The sequence below is a fragment of the Ruegeria sp. CK2 genome, assembly GCF_056536585.1.
Window position 1 is genome coordinate 375,398 of the sequence record NZ_JBQFPW010000002.1, and the last position, 22,844, is coordinate 398,241.

Here is a 22,844-nt window from a genome sequence, read left to right on the forward strand (position 1 = left end):
CACGCGCCCGGCCTTGCGCCACCGGCAATTTAGGTGACGTTTTGGCGCAAAAGGACCAGGGATCAAAGATTGAAAATCGCAGAAATTCACATCTACAGCCATGACTTACCTGTGAAGAATGGCCCCTACACGATGGCGAAGGCAGAAGTCTGGGCGCTGGACACCACCTTGGTCAAGCTGGTTGCGGATAACGGCCTAGTAGGATGGGGCGAAACCTGTCCTGTGGGTCCGACCTACGCCGAGGCGCATGCGGCAGGTGCCCGGTCCGCTTTGTCACAGATGGCGCGCGGTCTGATCGGGGTCGAGGTTCTGCCGCTGACCCTGCATCGCCACATGGATGGGCTGCTGAACGGGCACAACTATGCCAAAGCTGCAATCGACATTGCGGCGCATGACCTGTTGGGCAAGCATCTGGGCGTCAGTGTTTCTGCATTGCTCGGCGGCGCTGCTACGAACTCAGTGCCGTCCTACTATGCCACAGGTGTTGGTGCTCCTGACGATATCGCCCGTCTCGCGGCTGAGAAGCGGGACGAGGGCTACCCCCGTCTGCAGGTGAAAGTTGGTGGGCGTCCGGTCGAGCTGGACATCGAAACTATCCACAAAGTGTGGCAGGTTATCCGCGGCTCGGGCATGCGTCTGGCTGTGGATGGCAATCGGGACTGGACAACACGCGATGCGCTGCGGGTCAGCCGAGAGTGTCCGGAAGTACCGTTTGTCATGGAACAACCTTGCAACACGGTTGAGGATCTCCAAAAAATCCGACCTCAGGTGAATCACGCCATCTACATGGATGAGAACAGCACCAGCCTGAACACGGTGATCTCGGCGGCGGGAACCGGGCTGGTCGATGGGTTTGGTATGAAAGTCACCCGGATCGGCGGGCTGCACCCGATGCGTGCATTCCGTGATCTGTGCGAGGCGCGAAATTTGCCTCACACCTGCGATGACAGCTGGGGTGGCGATGTCATCGCTGCAGCCTGTACGCATATCGGGGCCACAGTTCGCCCGGATTTGCTTGAAGGCGTTTGGCTGGCCGCGCCGTATATCGACGGCAACTACGACGTCGAGAACGGAATTCGGATCGAAAAGGGCCATATCGTGGTGCCGACGGGCCCGGGTTTGGGCGTCTTGCCGGATGAAAGCGTGTTTGGCGCGCCTGCCGCGTCTTTCTGAAAGGGGGGCTAGATGGAATTGACGGGAAAGGCGGCCTTGGTGACCGGCGCCGCAGGTGGCATTGGCGCATCGATTGTGCAGCGATTGCGCGCAGCTGGTGCGCGCGTCGCGGTCGCAGATCGGTCTGTCGATGGGATAGAGGCCGAGGCCCACTTGCCCGGCGATCTTTTGGATGCCGACTACGCCAATACCTTGCCGCAGAGTGCTGCCACGCATCTGGGTGGCCTGGATATTGTGATCAACAATGCCGGCGTCATTACTCGAGGGTCGGTAGCCGACACATCGGACGCAGATTGGTCGCTGTCCGTCGGCGTGAATGTCGAAGCCCCGTTTCGCATTTGCCGCGCCGCGATCCCGATTTTAGCCGACACTGGCGGAGGGATTATCGTCAATACGGCATCCTGCTGGGGTCTTCGCCCCGGCCCAAATCACGCGCTCTATTGCATGACAAAGGCTGCGATTGCGTCACTGACCCAATGCATGGGAATGGACCACGCGCATCAGGGTATTCGCATCAACGCCGTCTGCCCAAATGAAGTGAACACACCGATGTTGCGTTCGGGGTTTGAAAACCGCGGGTTTGACCCGGGTTCAGCCATCGCATCGCTCGGGGAAACCGTTCCACTTGGGCGTATTGCCGAGCCTGAGGACATCGCGGATGTCGTGATGTTTCTGGTCTCGGATGCATCCCGCTATGTCTGTGGCGCTCTGATTGAGGTCAATGGCGGAAAACCTGTGTCATGATGCGGTTCGAGGGCAAAACGGCGCTGGTCACCGGCGGACGCAGCGGCATCGGGCGGGCCATAGCCGAGCGGTTGCAACACGAAGGCGCGCGCGTCTTCACCGCCCAACGCGGGGCAGACCCGAGGTTCGAAGGGATCGAGGCTGACCTCGGTGATCCGGACAGCCCGGATCAGATCGTCTCAAGTGTAGTCGACAGGGCAGGGCATCTGGACATTCTGGTCAATAACGCTGGCATGATGCAGGAGGCGCTGGTCGAAGACATCGGTCTTGAAGACTGGCAGCGCAATCTGACGGTCAACCTGACGGCGCCTTTTTTGCTAACCAAAGCCGCGCTGCCTCACCTGCGGCAAACCCGAGGAAACATTGTCAATATAGGCTCGATCGAAGGGCTGGGCAGCAACCCCAGACATGCGGCCTATTGCGCCTCCAAAGCAGGGTTGCACGGGTTTACCCGCGCAGTTGCAGTGGATCACGGTGCGGAAGGTATCCGGTGTAACGCGGTCGCCCCTGGGTGGATCGACACCGAACTCAATATGGAATTCATTGCGTCAATGCCGGACCCTGACGCATTCCGCCAAGAAATTGGACGCATCCATCCCGTCACCCGTACCGGCTCGCCCGACGATGTCGCGGCACTGGTGGCCTTTCTGTCGTCAGATGATGCGGCGTTCATCACCGGCCAGATTTACACGGTTGATGGCGGACGTATGGCAAAGCTCAGCCTGCCCTGAATGGCAGCTTCACTCTTTGCCGGATCGCCATTCCTTCCAGATCAGATAGCTGTTCGCCCCAAGCGAGGCGAAGGGCTCGGGCGGCAGTCGCGGCAGGTCAGGCTGTGCCAGAAAGTGATCGGCAATCTCAGACCCGCCTTTTTGGATCAACTCTGCAATCCCCATACCCTGTAAGGTACCCCGCGCGATCCCCAGACCGTTCTGGCAACAAGCGGAATAGACGCCGCTTTCAAGTTCCCCGAACGCCGAAGAGCCATTGCGGCTGAGGCAAAGCATCCCGGCCCAGCGATGTTCCATCTGAACCCCTGGCAGGTTCGGGAACCGTTCACGGAACTTGCGATCATGCACCCAGCCTGCGTTGCGCAGGCGCATCTGGCTGGTTTCAATCGTTGGGTGAAAGCTGGAACAGGTGCGGATCAGAATGCGGTCACCGTAACTGCCTGAGACACGCCGCACAGACGTTCCCATCGGATCAGCAGGCGTTACCGCCCAACGCGGTTGTCCCCCCAGCGCCTTGATCTGATCCGCCCTTAGGGGTTCGCTGAGCGAGGCATACAAGCAGATATGCATCAACTGCCTGGGGAAGAATCCAAAGCTTTCGACATGACCGTTATTGGCCAGAACGACCCGCCCCGTGGCAACGCGCGCTTTGGGTGTGTTGACCAACCATCCGGTGCCTTGCTGTTCAAACCCGGTGACGGGCGACTGTTCGAACAAGTTGACCTGTCCGGCCAGACGTGACGACAGCGCCCGAGTATAGGCCGCAGGTTGGATCATGACCGTGCCGGGCGCATATAGGCCTGAGGTGTAGTGCGGGCTGCCCGTGATCTGTTGCATTTGTTGCCGGTCATACAGGGTATGCGGTTCACCCAAGCGGTTCAGATGTGCGGCAAAGTCACGGTTATGGGCGTCTCCGCCCCGTGTGGCAGCGGCATTGAACTTGCCGCAGGGATCGAACGCTTCCTGTGGAAGCTCGCACTCGGCGGCGATGTCGGTTGCAAAGGCAATGGCTCGCCGGTTCAGGGCGATCGTCGCCCGATCCGCGTCAAGCCCATCACCTGCATAATTGTCGGATGCCAGATCATGCGGCAGGTCAATCATGAAGCCAGAGTTGCGACCGGCAGATCCCTCGGCAAAGCGACCCGCCTCTAGCAAGACAATCTTCAGGGACGGATCAAGTTGATGCAATCGCCGTGCCGCTGAAAGCCCCGCAAATCCACCGCCGACGATTGTGATATCGGCTGTCAGGTCCCGGTCCAGCTCTGTCAGTGGCGTCTGCGGCGGCAGGATGGCGTTCCACCCTGCTGGACCGGTTTGCCGGGGCAGGCGTTTGGCGGTGAATCGTGTCAATCCACTGCCTCATCCGCATCATCCGCCAGATCGATCCAGATGGTTTTCTGCTGGGTGTACTGATCGTGCGCGTGAAGCGAATTGTCCCGCCCGCCAAAACCTGATTGTTTGTAGCCCCCAAAGGGCGTAGTGATGTCACCTTCGCCAAAGCTGTTGACCGTAACCGTTCCTGCGCGGATTGCACGGGCCCCACGGATTGCGCGCTTTGCATTTTCCGTGAAGATCGAGGCGCAAAGCCCATAGTCAGTGTCATTCGCGATTTTAATGGCCTCATCAAATCCCGACACTTCGATCACCGACAAGACAGGGCCAAAGATCTCTTCGCGCGCAAGCTTGGAGTCGTTGCTCGGTACTTCGACCACCGTTGCCTCGACAAATCCCCTTTCCGCCTTGCCGCCGATCACCACGTTTTCGGCCTGCTCAAGATAGCCGCAAACCTTGTTGTAATGACCGTCGCTGACCAGCGCGCCCATGCGGGTTTCCGGGTCCAGTGGGTCGCCTATATTCCACTGCTTTGTATGGTGCACGATCCGTTGTAGCAGCTCGGCCTTCACATCTTTATGGACGATCAAGCGCGATGAGGCCGAGCAGTTTTCGCCCATGTTCCAGAACGCCCCATTCACCACATGCTGCGCGACACGATCCAGGTTCTCTGCATCCTCCATAACGATGGCCGGGTTTTTGCCGCCCATCTCAAGCACAACTTCCTTGGCATTGCTTTCCGCCGAATAGCTGAGGAACCTCTTGCCGGTTACGGTCGAGCCAGTGAACGACACCATGTCGATATCCATATGCCGACCGATGGGTTCGCCCACCTCAGCACCGCCACCTGGCACGATGTTCAATACGCCGCGCGGCAGGCCCGCTTCCATTGCCAGTTCAGCCACCCGCAGGGCCGTTAGCGAGGTTTCCGTCGCAGGTTTCACCACGACGGAACATCCGGCGGCCAGTGCTGGCCCGATTTTCCAGGCCAGCATCAGCAGCGGAAAGTTCCACGGCAGCACCAGCCCCACGACACCAATGGGTTCGCGAACCACCATGGCGATATGATCATCGCTTGCAGGCGAAACCTGATCATAGATCTTGTCGATCGCTTCAGCGTGCCATTTCAGACAATGAATGGTCTCGGGCACATCCACGGTCTCGCAGTCATAGATGGTCTTACCGCTGTCGATGCTCTCCATCACCGCCAGTTCGCGGGCATTGCGGGTTATCAGTTTGCACAGCCGGATCAGCACGTCCTTGCGATCAGATGGGTGCAACTTCGACCAACGCCCATCGTCAAATGCCGCGCGCGCCTTTTCGACCGCGGAATCTACATCCGCCGCACCGCAGGATGCGATATCGGCCAGCTTATCGCCGGTTGCAGGGTTTACTGTTTCAAAAACCTGCCCCGAGATCGCCGGGCGGTACGCCCCGTCAATGAAGGCTCCGGTCGGCAATTCAAGGCCCGCGGCGATGGATTTGTATTCGTCCTGTGTCAGCAGATCCATGTCTCTTACCCCCCAATCCTATTTTTCAGCCACGATGTCAGCGATTGTCTTTTTCAGCACGCGCGTCACCTGTTCCAGCGCGCGCTTGTCGTCCTTGTTCAGGCCTTTCAGCGGAGGTCGCATTGCGCCTGCGTCGATCCCGTTCATGGTCACGCCATGCTTGATCGTCTGGATGAACTTGCCGCCCTGTTCCAACACCCGCATCAGCGGCATCATCGCAGACATGATCCGACGGCCCTTGGCAAAGTTGCCCTCGATCACGCAGGCCTGATACAGCGCCACATGTTCGGCGGGCAGAAAGTTTGATCCGCCGCAGACCCAGAATGGTGCGCCCCAAGCAAAGAACTCCAAGGCTTGATCGTCCATGCCGCAGCCCAGTTGGATATGCGGATAGTCTCGCGCCAGCAGATGCACCCGATTGATGTCGCCCGAGCTTTCCTTGATGCCGCAGAAATTTCGACTGCGCCCAACGCGGTCAAGGAATTCCTCACCCATCATTGTGCCGGTGCGATGCGGATAGTTGTACAGCATCACCGGCAGGTCTGCGGCCTTGTCGATGGCCAGTGCATTCAGGGCGTTTTCCCGGTCAGTTGGTACCGAATAGGGCGGGCTGGCCAACAAGATCGCATCAGCACCGATTTCGCGCGCGCCTGCGGCCAGTGCGATTGAATCCGGCGTCAGCATCGCTCCGGTCCCAACCACCAAAGGCAAACGCCCCTGCAGATGATCATAGGTGAACCGGGCCAGTTCCAGACGCTCAACCACGGTTTGGGCATAGTTCTCACCGGTGGACCCGCCTGAGATCATCCCATGGACACCGTTTTCAATCAGGTACTCGATTACCTCGGACAGGGCGTCCCAGTTGACACTGCCGTCCCCGTGATACGGCGTTACGATGGGGGTGTAGATCCCCTCAAATCTGAATATCGGGTTCATTCCGTCCTCATGCAGGTTTCGACAGGGGCGGGGCGCCCATCGGTACATCCAGTGCGTCTGGCATCACGAAAAGCTCGATCTGATCGCGCGACAGGTTCCAATGATCTTCGGCAAGTTGCGCCGCTGCTGCGTCATCGCGCGCCTCGATTGCGGCGATGATGGCCTCGTGCTGCTGACTGGCCACCGACAGGTTTTCAGACATCTGAGCACCTTGCGGGCGATAGAATGTCATGCCTATCCGGGCATGGTCGATCAGCAACCGGTTGAACGAGGGCAGCAGGTAGACATTGCCCGACATCTCACCGGTGACTTCGTGAAAACGATTATTGGCCAGCGCCCGGTCCGCGCCAGACCCGGATCGCAATGCCGCCTTGAACGTCTCCTGTGCGGCTTTGAGGTCCGCAATCTGCGCGGGCGTCGCATTAAGGGCCGCCAACCGCAAAATCGCGCCATAGATCATCGGTGCCGCCAGAAAGAAATCGCGCAGCGTGGTGTAGGACATCTCGGACACGCGGGCGCTGCGGTTGGTTCGCAGGTCCAGGTAGCCCTCACCTGCCAACTGGCGGAATACTTCGCGTAAGGGGGTGCGGGACAATCCAAACGCATCAGACAAATCCGCCTCGTCCAGATCTGCGCCGGGCCGCAAGCTTAGAGTTAAGATTGAGACCTTCAGATGATCCCTCAACCGGTCTTTGCGTGATTTGGCGTCGTCCTTCATTCCTGACCTTTGCGCGGCTCAGTCGGGCCGAATCGCGATCTGACCGACATTTCGCCAATGTGTATGCGAAATAAATACAACTTGTATACAGAAAAAAATCGTGCAGCATAGGGGACCTGGAAAACACCCTGGGCTTTTGGGCCCTGAATCGTAAATCGGTACCATACATGCGCCAAACCGGGCACATCACCTTCGTCCTGATCGAGGAGTTCTCGCACCTCGCCTTTTCCTGCGCGGTTGAGCCTTTGCGCATTGCGAACCTTGTCAGCGGCAAAGACCTGTATGAATGGTCTTTTGTGTCAGAGGATGGCGAACACGCGGTGTGCTCGAACGGCTCGGTCACGCTGGTTCATTCCGGTCTCGACGGGCTGCCAAAATGTGACCAGCTGTTTGTCCTGTCAGGTATTCACATGCGCGACCATGTCACGCGTCCGTTATTGGCCACACTGCGGCGCGAGCGCGCGCGGGGTACATCGATTGGCGCATTATGCTCGGGGGCGTGGTTGTTGGCCGAGGCAGGTTTTCTGGATGGAATGCAGGCGGCGATTCACTGGGAGTACCACGATGCTTTCATGGAGGCCTTTCCAGAGGTCAATCTGGTGCGAAGCGTTTTTGTTGCTGACGAAAAACACATCACCGCATCGGGTGGGACGGCGACGGCGGATCTGATGTTGCATCTGATCGAACAGGACCATGGCGAAGAGCTGGCAATCGATGTCGCCGATCAGATGGTTTATAACGCGGTCCGAAACGCAACCGCCAAGCAACGCGTTTCCCTGCAATCGCGCAATGGCATGCGAAACGCACATTTGGCCAAAGCGATCCATATAATGCAGGACAGCATCGATGCGCCGGCGTCTCCGTCCCACATTGCCAACCAATTGGGGATTTCCACCCGTCAATTGGAGCGGTTGTTCGGGAAGTATCTGAATACGTCGCCCAAGAAGTACTTTATGGAAATGCGCCTTGAGCGGGCGCAAAAGCTTCTGTTGCAGACAGAGGCCTCGGTCACCGAGGTCGCAATGGCCTGCGGGTTCGAGAACCCCGGACATTTCTCCCGAGTCTATCGTTCAAATTTTGGCATAACGCCGCATGCACAAAAGAGCAAAATCGACTGATATGCAGGGCGCTTTAATGTGTGCTTGCCATCCACTTGGCTCCGACTACAAATGCGGGGTGAGCAGCAAAACTGAATTGCCAAGTAACTGGTCTTGCGCTCACCCCACTCACCTCGCCGAAAGACCCCCTCGTTAAAACTGGACTTGTAAACACATCGGCAGGGTTGAGCAGAGATACATGCAAACATTGGCATAATTATTGCCAGAACATGTCCGTTGTGAGTTGGCTGCTGCCATAATGATTAACATTGCGAAGGCGCGCCTGGCTCTAAAACTGGCTTCACGCCCTTACAGAGCCAGCCGCCGGAGGGATACAACAGGAACTTGCAGCGGGTTCCGTTGTCAAGATTGGTGGCAGCACCACTAACATCGTGCCTTTCGCCTTAGGTAGGATAACGGGCATTTTCCTTCTGTGCTATTGGCCCCGATCTGCGCCTCCCGAATCTAGCGCAGTGGTCGGGCTTTCCGGCTTTTCAAACTTCGGCAAGACCCCGGCTTGGAGGCAGATGTATTTGGAGCAAGCTATCAGAACAGACCTCAAAATGCTCAATGATCGGGATACGATCTTCGGTGATCACTTGGTGTTTCACATTTGATCCTAAGAAGTCGCCATAGCCCCTGATTACCGCGAGCATTTGACTCAGTGTAGCTCCCTGCGAGACATATAAATGTCTCCCCATTTCCGATCTGTTGCAGACAGGTATTCAATACAACTTGATGCATCTATCGGCTCCAAACCCTTGCCTCTGTTTCTTATCAGGTAGATGTGGTCAAAGGAGTCGAGAACTGCGCGGAAGGCATTTGTATCAAAGGTAGGTTTTGGGATCCGCCATCCTTCGAAAACGGCTAAGTCTACGCGTTGCCAGAACCGTAACGGCAGTTCACTCATCAATACCTCATCCAGACCTTGGGTATCGGATTTCCATATCAATCGTCGATCGGTGGCGAGTTGCCCCATGCATTCATCTAGCAAATTCTCTGTAATTCTTCTGACCGGGGCTTTGATCACATGATGTTTTCGCCCAGTGACGGCATTCTCATTAAAGGAGAAATTTCCACCGTTTATTTCATCAATGTAAAAGGTCAACTCGCCATCTGAGGTGCCCAGGGCGAAGTCGAATACTGATGCAGTTGGTATTGCTTTCAGATTTCGCTTTAGGTGCTCAACATTGTCCGGGCTCGGCTCGAAACACGATGCCGACTTGATTTTTGGATAGTTGATCAGTGCCTGTCTCGAATACAGTCCTACATTCGCACCGACATCAATCAGGTGATACTCTCCTTCAACGCAGGCTTGTTGAATAAACCGTGTCTCGCCAAAATTCCATTCTTGGTGTTTTGCCACATGGGGAAAAATAGAGCCATCTGTGCGAAGGGATACCTCGCTGCCACCTTCGAATGAACCGTTCAACGGGCTGCTCTCTGAAAGCAGCAACTGAATCGAAGCGCATTTGGTGCGCAACATCTGAATCTGATCATTGTTCATTGTTTAGCCAGACTGTTATCTCATTAGAGCACACTGTTTTGGAACCGGAATATGGAGCCAAGTCTTTTTCGGCTCAAGCCCATAACTGATGGCGGGCTGTGGAGTCACCGGTTCTGCCTTTCCTTTCAGTCTGTTGAAGGAAATCGCGGATCTAAAAAGTAAGGTGGTGCTGCTGGAGAGAATTGAACTCTCGACCTCTCCCTTACCAAGGGAGTGCTCTACCTCTGAGCTACAGCAGCGCTGTGGGCGGGTGATTAGACTTAAACGAAACGCGGCGCAAGGGTGTCTGGACGCTTTTTTTCGCCTCCTGTAGAGAAAGGGAATGGCAGATAAAACTTCACCTAAAAAACACGGCAAATCCGGCGAAACGCGCGAGGACAGGCTGAAGGCTTCGCTCAAGGCCAACCTTGCACGGCGCAAGGCTCAGGCTAAGGCGCGCGCGACTTCGGATGACAAGGTCGGCAAAGACGAGGGATAAGAGCAGATGGATTCGATTCTGGTGACGGGCAACGGGCCGCTGAACGGTCAGATACCGATTGCGGGGGCAAAAAACGCGTGTCTGACGCTGATGCCCGCGACTCTGCTCAGCGAAGAACCGCTGACGCTGACCAACGCGCCGCGCCTCAGTGACATCAAAACAATGACGGCCTTGCTGCAATCGCTGGGGGCCGAGGTGTCTTCGCTGCAAGATGGCCAGGTTCAGGCGATGTCCAGTCACGATTTGACCAGTCAGACGGCCGACTACGAAATCGTGCGCAAGATGCGCGCCTCAAATCTGGTGTTGGGTCCTTTGCTGGCGCGCTTTGGGCATGCGGTTGTCTCACTGCCGGGGGGATGCGCAATTGGCGCGCGCCCGATGGATTTACACGTCGAAGGTCTTGAGGCCCTGGGGGCCGAGATTGAACTGAAGGATGGATACCTCTACGCCAAGGCCGCTGGCGGGTTGAAAGGTGCCATGCATGAAATGCGCTTTGCCTCGGTCGGGGCGACGGAAAACATCGTCATGGCCGCGACGCTGGCCAAGGGCACAACAGTCCTGAAAAACGCCGCACGCGAGCCCGAGATTGTCGATTTGGTCGAATGCCTGCGCAAGATGGGCGCGCAGATTGCGGGCGAGGGGACTTCGACGATCGAAATTCAGGGTGTCGACCGTCTGCACGGCGCGACCCATCAGGTAGTGACGGACCGGATTGAGCTGGGCACCTATATGCTGGCTCCGGCCATTTGCGGTGGTGAGGTAGAGCTGCTGGGCGGACGCATGCGGCTGGTTGAATCCTTCGCAGCCAAACTGGATGCGGCGGGTGTCAGTGTTGAAGAAACCGACAAGGGACTGAAAGTGACGCGCAAGAATGGTCGTGTGGCTGCGGTTGATGTAGTGACAGAACCTTTCCCGGGCTTCCCGACCGACCTGCAGGCGCAGATGATGGCGCTGATGTGTACAGCCGAGGGTACCTCGGTGCTGGAAGAGCGCATCTTCGAGAACCGGTTCATGCATGCTCCGGAACTGGTCCGTATGGGCGCGGATATCGAGGTACATGGCGGGACGGCTACTGTGAAGGGTGTCGAGCGTCTGAAAGGTGCGCCTGTGATGGCGACGGATCTGCGCGCGTCGGTCTCGTTGATCCTTGCCGGACTGGCCGCCGAGGGCGAAACAACAGTCAGTCGGGTCTATCATCTTGATCGCGGATATGAGCATGTGGTGCGCAAGCTGGAAGGCGTGGGCGCAAAGATTGAACGGATCAAAGGTCAATGACAGACGCAAGTTTTGAAGACGGGCGCGAGGCGCCGCTGAACCTTGGCGCCGAAGATGGCGATGACCTGCAGGTGATATCGACTCTGGCGCAGGACGCGATCTTTCCGGTCACCGAGATGACATGGAAGCCATCGCAGCGTCGCTTTGCCCTGCTGTTGAATCGCTTTCGATGGGAAGACAGGGACGCGGCGGCGCGGCGGAACCGGTCGTTCGAGCGGGTTCAGTCCGTTTTGATGTTCGATTCTGTTCTGTCTGTTGCCAGTCAGGGCATCGACCGGAGTGATCAGGACATGATCTTGTCTTTGTTGTCGGTCGATTTTGAACCCGGCGAAGATGGCGCGGGTCATGTTTTGTTGACCTTGGCAGGTGACGGTGCAATCCGGCTAGCGGTTGAGGCGCTGGATGCTACGCTCAAGGACGTGACCCGCCCTTACAAAGCCCCGTCAGGTCACGCGCCACATCATCCCGAGTAGATGGGAAACAAGCGCGGTATCCCACAAGCGTTCAACAAGCAGCCCGACGGGTTAGAGCTGCGACGGGCGACTGTGTTTGATGTGTTTGAAATGAGCGATGTGCTTATACGCTCAATCACGCGCCTATGCGCTGCGGATCATGAAGACGATCCGCAGGTACTGGCAGAATGGACGGCCAACAAAACCCCTGAAACACTCCGAGATTGGGTTCAGTCTGGGTCTGTACTCTGGGTTGCCGACTATGGCGGACAGGTCGCAGCGGTCGGTGGCCTGCGAATGGACGAGATCACTTTACTTTACGTTGATCCCAACCGCACTGGTCGCGGCCTCGGTTTGGCTATGCTAAACCAGCTTGAGCAAGAAATCACTTCAGCCGGGCATCCCGAGGCTCATCTGGAGGCCACACGGACCGCGCAGGATTTCTATCGGAAGAACGGATGGGTGGCCACGGGTCAGTGCAGCGAACGCAATGACCTGTCGTGTTTTGCGATGCGCAAATCGCTGCACCCCACGGACTGAGGGTTGAGGCTGGCCCATCCCGGCGATATGTCCCGTTGAAACGCCCGGAGTGACAGATCATGCCCGTTTTCCTTGAGACCATATCGCCCGATTTCGAGGCCGCCTTTCAAGCGCTGCTAACTGCCAAGCGCGAAGACAGCCCCGACGTCGACGCGGTTGTTGCGCAAATCATCGAAGACGTACGCAGCCGAGGCGATGCGGCCGTGATCGAATTGACGGCGAAGTTCGACCGGCTGGAACTGACCCCGGACATGCTGGCCTTCAGCAAGTCCGAGATTGCCGACGCGGTCGCCACAGTCACGACACAAGATCGCGTCGCGCTGGAACTGGCTGCGGATCGCATCCGTGCTTATCACGAAAAACAAATGCCGGAGGATCGCGAGTGGGCGGATGATGCCGGCGCAACTTTGGGCTGGCGTTGGTCAGCTGTTTCCGCTGCCGGGCTCTATGTGCCGGGTGGGCTGGCGTCTTATCCGTCGTCTGTTCTTATGAACGCAATCCCTGCCAAGGTGGCTGGTGTTTCGCGTTTGGCGATCGCTGTGCCAACCCCGGACGGGCAGGTGAACCCGCTTGTCCTGCTTGCGGCGAAATTGTCAGGCGTTGATGAGATTTACCGCATCGGCGGGGCGCAGGCGATTGCCGCACTGGCCTATGGAACCGAAACGATTCCGCCGGTGGACAAGATCACCGGTCCGGGCAATGCCTATGTTGCAGCAGCGAAACGGCGGGTTTTCGGCAAGGTCGGCATCGACATGATCGCTGGTCCTTCCGAAATCCTGGTGATCGCGGATAAGGACAATGATCCCGACTGGATCGCGCTGGACCTGCTCAGCCAGGCCGAGCATGACGAAAGCGCTCAGTCGATTCTGATCACTGATGACGCTGCTTTTGGGCGATCTGTGACGCAGGCGGTGGAAAAACGTCTGGAAACGCTGCAACGCCGTGCCATCGCAGGCGCCAGCTGGCGCGATTACGGTGCCGTCATCACCGTTCGCAATCTGGACGAGGCCGCGATGCTGTCCAATCGCATCGCGCCCGAGCATCTGGAGCTTTGCGTAGCCGACCCGGCGGGTCTTTGCGACAAAACCATTCACGCCGGTGCAATTTTTCTGGGCCAGTACACGCCCGAAGCGATTGGCGATTACGTTGGTGGCCCCAATCATGTGCTGCCAACGGCGCGGTCGGCACGGTTTTCATCCGGGCTCAGCGTGATGGACTTTCTCAAGCGGACCACGCTCAGCCGGATGACACCGCAAGCCTTGCGCATCATTGGTCCTGCCGCCGCGAAATTGGCGCAATCCGAAAGCCTCGAGGCGCACGGGCTATCCGTTCAGGCGCGGCTGGACAGATTGAACGATTGAAGGCGCGCAACGTCTTTTGGGTGGTTGCCGATCGCGGCGTTGCCCCCTCGGCGCGCTTGGGTTAGGTCTGTTCTGATCTGAATGGACCGCACGAAAATGACCCGAATTACGCATATCGAACTGGACGACCGAAACCTGCCCCCGCCGACCCCCGAGATCGAGCAGGAGCGCAAGGTCGCCATCTTTGACTTGCTGGAAGACAACACCTTTGCGCTGCCCGCGCGGGACGACCGTGCCGTGCCCGATGGTCCTTACCATGTGCAGCTATCAATCCGCGACAAGCGTTTGGTGTTCGACATCGCGACGGAAGCAAGCGAAAAAGCGGCGGAATTCCATTTGTCGTTGGGTCCGTTTCGACAGGTGGTCAAAGACTATTTTCAGATCTGCGAAAGCTACTTTGACGCGGTCAAAACCCTACCGCCCAGTCAGATTGAAACCATCGACATGGCGCGGCGCGGTATCCATAACGAAGGCAGCCGGGTGTTGCAGGAACGGTTGGAGGGTAAGGCCAGCATCGACACCGACACGGCCCGCCGCCTGTTCACGCTGATCTGCGTGCTGCATTTCGGAGGCTGACGCGTGAAGTCGTTGCCACAGTCCATTCTGTTCTGTTGCGATCACAATTCGGTTCGGTCCCCGATGGCCGAAGGCATCATGAAAAAATTCTATGGCACCGGCACATATGTCCAATCCGCAGGCGTGCATAACGATCTCGAGATTGATGGTTTCTGCATCGCGGTCTGTCAGGAAATGGGGGTGGAACTGTCGCGCCACCGCTCGCGGTCGTTTGACGAGATGCAGGAATGGGGCGACGACCTCAGTTCGTTTGATCTGATCGTTTCTCTGTCCCCCGCCAGCCAACGAAAAGCGCTGGAACTGACCCGTATTTTTCACCTGGATGTCGATTATTGGCCAATAATGGACCCTACCGGGATGGGCGAGACCCGCGAACAGAAGTTACATCACTACCGACAGACCCGCGATCAGATCGTACAGCATCTGAAAGGCCGCTGGGGCGAACCAACGGAGTGAGAATGAACCAGACCGTCAAAACCTATTTCGAGGCCTTCAATGCCAGTGATGTCGATGGCATGCTGGCTTGTCTGTCCGATGACGTGGCCCATCACGTAAACGAAGGGCAGATCCGTGTGGGCAAAGAGAAATTTGCCGCCTTCTGCGCCCATATGAACCGCTGCTATCGCGAAAATCTGACCGATATCGTGATTTTCGAAGCTCAGGACCGCACCCGCGCCGCTGCCGAATTCACTGTTAATGGTACCTATCTGGAAACCGACGAAGGCCTGCCACAGGCGCGCGGCCAGACCTACCGCTTGCCCGCCGGATCGTTCTTTGACCTCAAAGACGGCAAGATCACTCGCGTCACCACTTTCTACAATCTCGCCGACTGGACCAAACAGGTCTCTGATGGCTAAGGTCACCGATGTTCGCGCCCTGACGGGCGACGCGCTGGGCGAGGCGCTGGACCACGTTGCTCTCCTGCGGATCGAGGTGTTTCGCGCCTGGCCTTATCTCTATGACGGCGATCTGGAGTACGAACGCAACTACCTGCAGGCCTACCGAGACAGCAACAAAGCGATCGTCGTCGGCGCCTTTGACGGCGAAACGCTGATTGGCGCATCAACCGGAGCACCCCTGACCGATCACGCCGATGACTTCGCGGCTGCCTTCGACGGCAGCGGACTGGATATCAACGACATCTTCTATTGCGCTGAATCCGTTCTGCTGCCCACCTATCGCGGGCAAGGCATAGGCCACAAATTCTTCGACCTGCGCGAGGCGCACGCCCGCGCACTGGGCTACCTCAAATGCGCCTTTTGCGGTGTCGAACGTCCTACTGATCACCCAATGCGGCCTGCGAACCATCGCCCGCTGGACGCATTCTGGAGGGCGCGAGGATATAAACCTCTGCCAGGAGTCGTCGCGCAGTTTTCCTGGAAGGATATTGGGGATGAAGGAGAAACACTGAAGCCGCTGCAGTTCTGGATTCGGGACTTGTGAGTGTTTGCTATGTTGGATGCTTAGCGGACCTTGGTCTTCGCAATACCAATGGCTCCTTTTAGATGGCCGACTTTCGCTGCATGTGAGGACACTCTCAGCGCTTCATGAAATGGGAGAGCTAGCGCGACATGCGATGTGTCCAAAAATTTAATTGCTGTCAGAAAGTTGCCAGATGGTTTGATTTCCAAATCCACGGATTGCCTTTTCTCCGATGCTCTTAAGATCAAACGTGTCCTTGAGAACGTTTGCTACATCATCTTGCACCGTGATCTGCATGGGATCTGCAAATTCTTGAAGACGAGAGGCGAGATTAACAGCTGGGCCGAAAATGTCATAAACGTACTTCTGGATACCCACAACGGAACCAACAACTGAACCGGTAGACAGACCAATACGACACTGCCACTGATGTGGATGGCTTAGGTTGCGTCGCGTTAAATATCGCACAAAGCGGATGGCCGTGTTGGCGATTGCTTTGGCGTGATCTGGCGTTGGATCGGGCAAACCTGCGACAGTAATATAGGCATCTCCAATGGTTTTGATGCGCTCACAACCGAATTGTTCGCCGATGCGGTCAAACGCGCTGTAAATGTCGTTCAGCTCGGTGACGGTCACACTAGGGTCTTGGGACGCGACCATGTCAGTAAAACCAACAAAGTCGAGCATCAGGACAGACACAGGGTCATACATCTGCGGCGTTACCACACCGAAAGTTTTGAACTCCTCATAAACGGAACGGGGCATGATGTTGAGCAGCAGTTTTTCAACCTGCTCTTTCTCCCGCTTGATCTCGCGCGTGTTGCGTTCAACCATCATCGAGTAGGAATCAATCATTGATTCCAGCTCTTTAATGCGGGTGATGTTCTGACAGACCAGAACAAGCAGGTCTTCTTCCGCCGCCGTAAAATCAAGAGCAACCACCAGCGTTCGACGCTTCTTTTTGAATCTGATTTCGGACGTAAATCGCCCGGCATTTGTCAGGTCCGCTTGCATCGCATTTACGTCAAGATCGGGAAAAAGTTGCTGGAGTTGGGTCTGCTGTGCATCGCCACCGAACCATTCATCAAACGTATCGTTTCGGAAACCGAATTGGAGCGTTTGACGGTCCAGCAATGCAACACCAACACCAATGGCACGGAGAAGTTGTTCGTTTATTGCTTCAATAGTCATAGGTCACCTAACAATGAGTGGGCGGCGTTTCTCAAACTCTGCAATCACTACTTCGATGTCCTCGCCTGTCATGCCATGCTGAGACAGAGTGCCTCTAAGCACCTCTTCAAGTTCATCGAAATGCGCGTCGGTGATGGAGAGATGAGAATGCAATTGGCGCAGTTGATTGTCCGTGTAAGACGCAGGACCACCCAGTAGCGATGCCATAAACTTGGTTTGATGATCGACAATCCGAGACATATCAACGTCATCAAAAAAAGGGCCGATCTCATCATTGTCCAGAAGCGTGTCGTAAAAGGAAAGTACGATCCTACTGATCTGCGAAAACCCTCCGTACTTTTCGTAGAGTGTGCCTTCAGCCATCTTCATTTCCTTTCGACCAGAGTTAGAGCAAAGATGCGCCCCCTCAGTTTGAGACTACAAACCCTCTCTGGACAAGTTAAGCCTATCTATCGCCAACAGCTTAGTCGCCCTTCCGGCTGGGAAGCCAGAAGGGATTAAGGATACGTATCAGCAACTTAGTGGCGTTTAATTATCACTTCGACATATTCAGAAGAGATGCTCAGGGAACCATTGGTTGAGGTGTCGAATTTTTCAACAAGCGCCAAGATGTCGCTGCGCAATGCGGCTTGTCCGACTTCATCCAACGCATCAAAAGCCTTTTGCATCGGGCCATAGAAGGTGCGGAAGTAGTCCAAGAAGTGTTCAGCAGACCGGTAGCGGAACAGAAAGTTCTTGGGCTGGAACGAAGCGACATCGCCCATGGTGCCAAATGTCTCATCCACCCACTCCCGGCTGCCCCACAATGCTGGAGAGCTGACCCCGGCAGGCGGTGGCACATGCCTTGCGATAGTTTTAAAAAGCTGTCCGATGAAGCTTTCTGGTGTCCAGTTGGTCATCCCGATCTTGCCACCAGGCTTTACCACGCGTTGCAGTTCCCCAGCCGATTGCTGTTGGTTTGGCGTGAACATAACCCCGAAAGTGGACACGACCGCGTCAAACGACTGATCTTCGAACGGCAGGTTCTCTGCGTCAGCGACCTTGTAGTTCACAAACAGACCTTCTGCTTTGGCCCGATTGCCACTGGCTTCAAGCAATTCGGCGACATAGTCCGTCGATGTCACGTTGCTAAAGCGCCGTGCAAAAGCCAGCGTCGCGTTGCCGTTTCCGGCTGCCACATCAAGGATTGTGGCGTCAGCAGGCATATCCATGGCTTCGGCAAGCTCTTCGCCCGTAATTTGCAGGGTTACTCCCACTTTGCTGTAGTCCCCGGACCCCCAGGCGACGTTCTGTTTTGCCTTGATCGCTGTGTAGTCGGTTACCGGATTGATTGTTGTATGCGCGCCCATGATATTTCTCCTTTGGGTGTTTTGCTGGTCCATCACCAGCGGTTTCGTAGAGTGTTGCATTCAAGGAATGCGGTCGTGTTATGCAGCCACCAGACTTGGCCAGCTACAGGTTGCGGTTGGCCGCTCAGCGCTGGCCACATGCTCGAAAATGCGCGAGTTGACCCACTCTGGCTGGAAGATCGGCGCCATATGACCGAGCTCAGGCAGCAGTGCGATACGCGCCGCAGGGAGTGCTTTTGCTATAGCGACAGCTACGTGCTGGGTCAGTTCCGGGGATTCCAGACCTGTCATCACCAGTGCAGGCATCTTCAATATAGAGAGATCAGCCAACTCCCAAGTTTCCGCGAACCCGTTGGCAAAGTCAGCCCGGATTGAAGAGATCGCACCGGCAAACGTCTGTTTGGAGGCAAGTAAGAGACGATCCCAAAACCCTGCACCATTCCAGAAGTCCAGGAAGCGCTCTAGGCCCGCAGATGCATCATCGTCCTCTGCGGCCGCTGTCACCAGCGCTGCAACCTTCTGGATCTGTTGAAACAGAGATTTATCCGTACTGTCCCCGTTCTCCAGAAAATGGAACGTCGCGGGTTCGTAGACTGCCAGGCTTTTGACAAGGTCAGGGCGCATCAGTGCGACCTTTATTGCAACTCCACCGCCGTTTGAGTGGCCCACGAGATGAACAGCGCGCCCAAACTTTTCGATCTCCCGGATCACCGGGGCTGCGGAACATGCAGCACCGTTCAGAGAGGCGTCACCGGTCAAAGGTGCGCCGCCACAGCCCGGCAGATCAAATGCGTAGACATCAAATCGACCATCAAAGTCCGCTTTCAATTGGCTCCATTGGCCACTGTTTGATACAGAGGAGTGCAAGGCGACAATCGGTGCATTGCTGTGTTCTGTTGGTCGAGATGAAAAAGTCATTGTGCTAATCCAAAGTGCGTTGGCGATGAACAATAACTGACCCTTCATTGTTTCAGCGGGATGTCGGATTCGGGTGCACAGTGTTTCAGTTGTTGCGCAGCGTGTTTCCGCCTCGGTTTCTGCTAACCGCCTTCCAGACATGACAATTTTCAGTTGTGTCTGGCTTGAGGCATGCGCCTGTGAAACAATTGAAACACAAGAAGGCGATTTTGAAATGGCATTGAAACAATGCTGCCTTAGACAATCGGGATGACGATGGACATGGCCAACGATCGTGAAGAAATCAAACGAGCGCAGGACCTCCTGCGTGATGCAATTGAATCTCTCAAAGAAGGGTTCGCCCTATACGATGACAACCGCTGCCTTGTAATGTTCAATCAAAAATACGCTGAAATGAACAAAAGCGTTGCCCATCTTCTGAAACCTGGTCTGGATTGGGAAATCCTAATGCGCGAAACCGCGCGCAAGGGCCTATATGCCGACGCTGTGGGTAACGAAGAAAAGTGGGTGTCTGACAGGTTGGCTGGAGGCATCGAGTTCATTCAGGATTTTGAACTGACCGAAACAGACGGCCGCACCTACTTGATTTCTGTTCATCCCACACGATTGGGTGGCTTTGTCGTTACCCGAGAAGACATCACAGCCAAGAAACAAGCGGAGGTGGAAGAACGCGACGGAGACCTTCTCATTAGAAAGGTGCTGGATGCCAGTGCCGCCATTGTGACTATGGCCCGGATTGGGGATGGCCAAATACTCTACCGAACCCCTGCGGCACTTCAGATGTTTGGACCCGCAAAATCTGCGCGAGAGCATTATGTCAATCCAGAACAGCGCGCGGATTTCATCACGCAGCTTTTGGTCGATGGGCGCGTAGATGATTTCAAAGTCGATCTTCTCAATGCCGACGCGAAAGTCTTTCCAGCATCCATCTCTTCGCAACTGATCGATTTTAAGGGCGAGGAAGTCATCGTCACCAGTATAATTGACCTGACCGTCCAAAAGGAAGCTGACGCCCTGATTAGACAGGTCATGGAAGCGTACCCGGCGGCTATTAACATGACCAAAGCAGACACCGGGGAAGTTCTTTTTGCAACGCCAGACCTTGAAGCGCTGTTTGGCCCTGCAAAAAATTCTGGATCGTACTACGCGAACCCGGCGGATCGCGAACGCTATTTGGCGGACCTTCGACAAGCCGGGGCTCTCAAAGATCGACGCATTGAATTTGTTGATGCGAAGGGACGGAAATTCTGGGGGGCGGATTCGTCACGCCTTATCGAATTTAATGGTGAAGAAGTCATTGTTTCCAACACCCGCGATTTGACTGAGGAATTGGCGCTCTCTGAGGAGTTGGCCAAACAAAAGGAACTGCTGTTTCAGAATGAAAAAATGTCAGCACTTGGGGAACTGCTTGCTGGCGTAGCCCATGAACTCAACAACCCGCTCTCTGTTGTTGTCGGTCATTCGCTGATGCTGAAAGAAGAGATCGCAGATCCTGACGTGATGGTTCGGATTGACAAGATCAGCGCCGCTGCAGAGCGATGTGCCAAGATCGTCAAGACATTCCTAGCGATGGCACGGCAACAACCCAGTAAGATTGAACAGGTCGATGTTGCCAGCGTAATTGAAACAGCGGCAGATGTTGTGGGCTATGGCAGTAAGTCAGGGGACATCAGCATCATGCAGGATATTCCTGACAATATGCCGCTCATTGCCGCTGACGCAGATCAAATCACGCAGGTCATCATCAATTTGATCATCAATGCCGAGCAGGCGCTAACGTCGTCTGGTTGTGGCGACCATATCAAAGTGTCGGCCAGATCACAGCCTGACGCAGGGATGGTTGAAATCACCATCCAAGACAACGGTCCTGGTATTCCCGCCGCCATTCGCCCCCGCATTTTTGAACCGTTCTTCACGACCAAGGAAGTAGGTGAAGGCACCGGGATTGGTCTCGCATTCTGCCACCGGATCGTTCTTTCGCATGGCGGACAGATCCGCCTCGATCAGACTGATGGTTCCGGCACATGTTTTCGCATCACGCTACCCAGTGCTCTCGGTCAGCGATCAGAACAGGACGAGCCCACTCAACCGGTCAGTACGCCTGAAAGCCACAGAGCGTTGATTGTGGATAATGAGGTAGAGGTCGGCGAATTGAACGCAGAAATTCTTAGAAAAGAAGGCTTTGAAGTTGATTTCGTCACCTCAGGGGAAGAAGCTATCAGCCGTCTCGGCTCAATCAACTACGATGTTTTTCTCAGCGATCTTAACATGCCGGGTGTCGATGGGCGCCAAATATACGACGCTTTGGTGACTCACTTCCCAAAGATGTTGAACAGGACCGCCTACATTACTGGTGACACGATGGGACAAAGCTCTCTGGGGTTGCTCAGCGAGTCCGGCCTTCCTTATCTCGAAAAACCGGTTTCACCAGCAGAACTCAGAGATCTTGTAGGCAAGCTGCTCGCCGACCAGAAGGAACGATCAGATGGATAGTCAGAATGCTCACATCTTGGTGTGCGATGATGAAGTCGACCTCCGCGAGATGCTGCAGGAGTATCTGGGCAAACGAGGGTACAAGGTATCGGGCGCTTCTGGCGGCAACGAACTTCGCGAAATTCTGACAGCCCATAGCGTCGATGTCATCATTATGGACATCAATATGCCAAAGGAAGATGGTCTTTCAATTCTAAGGTCCCTTCGTCCAGAAGACACGACACCTGTCATAATGCTCACCGCAGCCGGTGACGTCGTTGATCGGATCATTGGCCTTGAAATGGGGGCCGATGACTATCTTGGCAAACCTGTCGACTTGCGAGAGCTCGAAGCTAGGATAAAGGCAATTCTTCGGCGCGAAGCAATCAGCGGTTCGACGAAGGTAGAAAAAAATACTACGAACCGCGCTTTGTTTGGCGACTTCGTTTTGGACAAAGACGCAGCAAAGCTATTTGCGGCTGATGGATCCGAAGTCCAATTGACGGCCATGGAATACAGCCTGCTTAAGGTTTTTTCAGAAAACAAAGGGCGCGTCCTGAACAGGGACCAACTTTTAGAGCAGGCGCACGACCGGTCTTGGGACCCATTCGACCGTAGTATCGATATCAGAATCTCCCGATTGCGCCGGAAACTTGAAGCCAATCCTGGAAAGCCGGAAATCATCAGAACAGTGCGTGGCATCGGTTACTTGTACGATCCAGCTTAAAGTAATTTCAGATGGCTAAATCGTGCAAAGGTGGCAGCTCTCCTCATCGCGAGTAGGCATCAACAAATGTCCACTAAAGGCCGCGATTTCTGGGCACTGCCCTCCCGCTTCCCAAAAACGGACATTCGCTGCGGGACAGAGTGTCGGGAAATTGGGCTCGATCCGAACCACCGCTGCGCCGCGGAGGTGGGTCCAGTCCGGACGGGCGAACGGCAGGTGCCGGCCGCCATCATGGTTCAAATGTCGATTCTCAGCGCCTCTTCAAGTTTGACGTCAAGGTATCGCACGGTGCTGTCGACCTTTGTGACTCTGAGCCCGACTGCCAGATGCTTAA

The 22,844-nt window shown here is 55.8% G+C and carries 24 protein-coding genes and 1 tRNA gene; 15 read left to right on the forward strand and 10 right to left on the reverse strand.

Annotation, left to right across the window (positions count from 1 at the left end; translation table 11 throughout):
• The first annotated feature begins 69 nt into the window (after positions 1–69).
• The 3 genes from ACR0BU_RS04990 to ACR0BU_RS05000 are packed head-to-tail and all read left to right on the forward strand — an operon-like array spanning position 70 to position 2,648.
• A complete protein-coding gene (locus ACR0BU_RS04990) occupies positions 70–1,173 on the forward strand; it encodes a mandelate racemase/muconate lactonizing enzyme family protein (RefSeq protein ID WP_480735919.1) in 1,104 nt (367 codons plus the stop codon).
• 12 nt (positions 1,174–1,185) lie between these two features.
• Positions 1,186–1,917, forward strand: a complete 732-nt coding sequence (locus ACR0BU_RS04995) for an SDR family NAD(P)-dependent oxidoreductase (RefSeq protein ID WP_480735917.1) — start codon at positions 1,186–1,188, stop codon at positions 1,915–1,917.
• On the forward strand, positions 1,914–2,648 hold the full coding sequence (locus ACR0BU_RS05000; protein WP_480735916.1) for an SDR family NAD(P)-dependent oxidoreductase: 735 nt from the start codon (positions 1,914–1,916) through the stop codon (positions 2,646–2,648). Before ACR0BU_RS04995 ends, ACR0BU_RS05000 begins: the two co-directional genes overlap by 4 nt.
• Positions 2,649–2,657: 9 nt before the next feature.
• Here the strand turns inward: ACR0BU_RS05000 and ACR0BU_RS05005 are convergent, their stop codons facing one another.
• The 4 genes from ACR0BU_RS05005 to ACR0BU_RS05020 are packed head-to-tail and all read right to left on the reverse strand — an operon-like array spanning position 2,658 to position 7,145.
• The gene (locus ACR0BU_RS05005) at positions 2,658–3,998 is read right to left on the reverse strand and encodes an NAD(P)/FAD-dependent oxidoreductase (RefSeq protein WP_480735914.1); all 1,341 of its coding nucleotides are present in this window, start codon (positions 3,996–3,998) and stop codon (positions 2,658–2,660) included.
• Entirely contained in the window at positions 3,995–5,491 is a 1,497-nt protein-coding gene (locus ACR0BU_RS05010) for an aldehyde dehydrogenase (RefSeq protein ID WP_480735913.1), read from the reverse strand. Before ACR0BU_RS05010 ends, ACR0BU_RS05005 begins: the two co-directional genes overlap by 4 nt.
• Before the next feature lie 18 nt (positions 5,492–5,509).
• The gene (locus tag ACR0BU_RS05015; RefSeq protein ID WP_298936915.1) at positions 5,510–6,427 is read right to left on the reverse strand and encodes a dihydrodipicolinate synthase family protein; all 918 of its coding nucleotides are present in this window, start codon (positions 6,425–6,427) and stop codon (positions 5,510–5,512) included.
• Positions 6,428–6,434: 7 nt separating this feature from the next.
• On the reverse strand, positions 6,435–7,145 hold the full coding sequence (locus tag ACR0BU_RS05020; protein WP_300070285.1) for a GntR family transcriptional regulator: 711 nt from the start codon (positions 7,143–7,145) through the stop codon (positions 6,435–6,437).
• 167 nt (positions 7,146–7,312) lie between these two features.
• Between ACR0BU_RS05020 and ACR0BU_RS05025 the strand changes: the two genes are divergently transcribed.
• Positions 7,313–8,263: a GlxA family transcriptional regulator gene (locus tag ACR0BU_RS05025; protein ID WP_480735911.1), complete on the forward strand. Its 951-nt coding sequence runs from the start codon at positions 7,313–7,315 to the stop codon at positions 8,261–8,263.
• 640 nt (positions 8,264–8,903) lie between these two features.
• Here ACR0BU_RS05025 and ACR0BU_RS05030 read toward each other — a convergent pair.
• Together ACR0BU_RS05030 and ACR0BU_RS05035 are read right to left on the reverse strand one after the other, a co-directional pair.
• Positions 8,904–9,749, reverse strand: a complete 846-nt coding sequence (locus ACR0BU_RS05030) for an FkbM family methyltransferase (protein ID WP_480735909.1) — start codon at positions 9,747–9,749, stop codon at positions 8,904–8,906.
• A 164-nt stretch (positions 9,750–9,913) separates the two neighbouring features.
• Positions 9,914–9,988 (reverse strand) — tRNA-Thr (locus ACR0BU_RS05035).
• An 83-nt stretch (positions 9,989–10,071) separates the two neighbouring features.
• Here ACR0BU_RS05035 and ACR0BU_RS05040 point away from each other — a divergent pair.
• The 9 genes from ACR0BU_RS05040 to ACR0BU_RS05080 all read left to right on the forward strand — a co-directional run bounded on the left by ACR0BU_RS05040 (position 10,072) and on the right by ACR0BU_RS05080 (position 15,874).
• Positions 10,072–10,227: a hypothetical protein gene (locus ACR0BU_RS05040; protein WP_298936911.1), complete on the forward strand. Its 156-nt coding sequence runs from the start codon at positions 10,072–10,074 to the stop codon at positions 10,225–10,227.
• A gap of 6 nt (positions 10,228–10,233) precedes the next feature.
• Positions 10,234–11,502 (forward strand): UDP-N-acetylglucosamine 1-carboxyvinyltransferase, encoded by a 1,269-nt coding sequence (gene murA / locus ACR0BU_RS05045; RefSeq protein WP_480735907.1) that lies wholly within the window; start codon positions 10,234–10,236, stop codon positions 11,500–11,502.
• Positions 11,499–11,975, forward strand: a complete 477-nt coding sequence (locus ACR0BU_RS05050; protein WP_480735906.1) for a DUF2948 family protein — start codon at positions 11,499–11,501, stop codon at positions 11,973–11,975. Before murA ends, ACR0BU_RS05050 begins: the two co-directional genes overlap by 4 nt.
• Entirely contained in the window at positions 11,976–12,494 is a 519-nt protein-coding gene (locus ACR0BU_RS05055) for a GNAT family N-acetyltransferase (RefSeq protein WP_480735905.1), read from the forward strand. It abuts the gene before it with no gap.
• Between the two features lie 59 nt (positions 12,495–12,553).
• A complete protein-coding gene (gene hisD / locus ACR0BU_RS05060) occupies positions 12,554–13,855 on the forward strand; it encodes a histidinol dehydrogenase (protein WP_480735904.1) in 1,302 nt (433 codons plus the stop codon).
• Between the two features lie 96 nt (positions 13,856–13,951).
• A complete protein-coding gene (locus ACR0BU_RS05065) occupies positions 13,952–14,431 on the forward strand; it encodes a UPF0262 family protein (protein ID WP_299076808.1) in 480 nt (159 codons plus the stop codon).
• A 3-nt stretch (positions 14,432–14,434) separates the two neighbouring features.
• A complete protein-coding gene (locus tag ACR0BU_RS05070; RefSeq protein ID WP_298936906.1) occupies positions 14,435–14,887 on the forward strand; it encodes an arsenate-mycothiol transferase ArsC in 453 nt (150 codons plus the stop codon).
• A gap of 2 nt (positions 14,888–14,889) precedes the next feature.
• Positions 14,890–15,288, forward strand: a complete 399-nt coding sequence (locus ACR0BU_RS05075; RefSeq protein WP_299076805.1) for a ketosteroid isomerase-related protein — start codon at positions 14,890–14,892, stop codon at positions 15,286–15,288.
• Positions 15,281–15,874: a GNAT family N-acetyltransferase gene (locus tag ACR0BU_RS05080; RefSeq protein WP_300070263.1), complete on the forward strand. Its 594-nt coding sequence runs from the start codon at positions 15,281–15,283 to the stop codon at positions 15,872–15,874. The genes ACR0BU_RS05075 and ACR0BU_RS05080 overlap by 8 nt, the downstream gene beginning before the upstream one ends.
• Before the next feature lie 147 nt (positions 15,875–16,021).
• Here ACR0BU_RS05080 and ACR0BU_RS05085 read toward each other — a convergent pair whose 3' ends face one another.
• The 4 genes from ACR0BU_RS05085 to ACR0BU_RS05100 all read right to left on the reverse strand — a co-directional run bounded on the left by ACR0BU_RS05085 (position 16,022) and on the right by ACR0BU_RS05100 (position 19,311).
• Complete coding sequence (locus tag ACR0BU_RS05085; protein ID WP_299076802.1) at positions 16,022–17,044, reverse strand: adenylate/guanylate cyclase domain-containing protein; 1,023 nt, start codon at positions 17,042–17,044, stop codon at positions 16,022–16,024.
• Between the two features lie 3 nt (positions 17,045–17,047).
• Positions 17,048–17,407 (reverse strand): group I truncated hemoglobin, encoded by a 360-nt coding sequence (locus ACR0BU_RS05090; RefSeq protein ID WP_298936902.1) that lies wholly within the window; start codon positions 17,405–17,407, stop codon positions 17,048–17,050.
• 155 nt (positions 17,408–17,562) lie between these two features.
• Positions 17,563–18,393 (reverse strand): class I SAM-dependent methyltransferase, encoded by an 831-nt coding sequence (locus tag ACR0BU_RS05095; RefSeq protein WP_480735901.1) that lies wholly within the window; start codon positions 18,391–18,393, stop codon positions 17,563–17,565.
• 78 nt (positions 18,394–18,471) lie between these two features.
• Positions 18,472–19,311, reverse strand: a complete 840-nt coding sequence (locus ACR0BU_RS05100; protein WP_480735899.1) for an alpha/beta fold hydrolase — start codon at positions 19,309–19,311, stop codon at positions 18,472–18,474.
• Between the two features lie 261 nt (positions 19,312–19,572).
• Between ACR0BU_RS05100 and ACR0BU_RS05105 the strand changes: the two genes are divergently transcribed.
• Both ACR0BU_RS05105 and ACR0BU_RS05110 read left to right on the forward strand, forming a co-directional pair.
• Entirely contained in the window at positions 19,573–21,804 is a 2,232-nt protein-coding gene (locus ACR0BU_RS05105) for an ATP-binding protein (protein WP_480755733.1), read from the forward strand.
• The gene (locus ACR0BU_RS05110) at positions 21,797–22,510 is read left to right on the forward strand and encodes a response regulator (RefSeq protein WP_480735896.1); all 714 of its coding nucleotides are present in this window, start codon (positions 21,797–21,799) and stop codon (positions 22,508–22,510) included. The genes ACR0BU_RS05105 and ACR0BU_RS05110 overlap by 8 nt, the downstream gene beginning before the upstream one ends.
• Positions 22,511–22,844 lie beyond the last annotated feature (334 nt).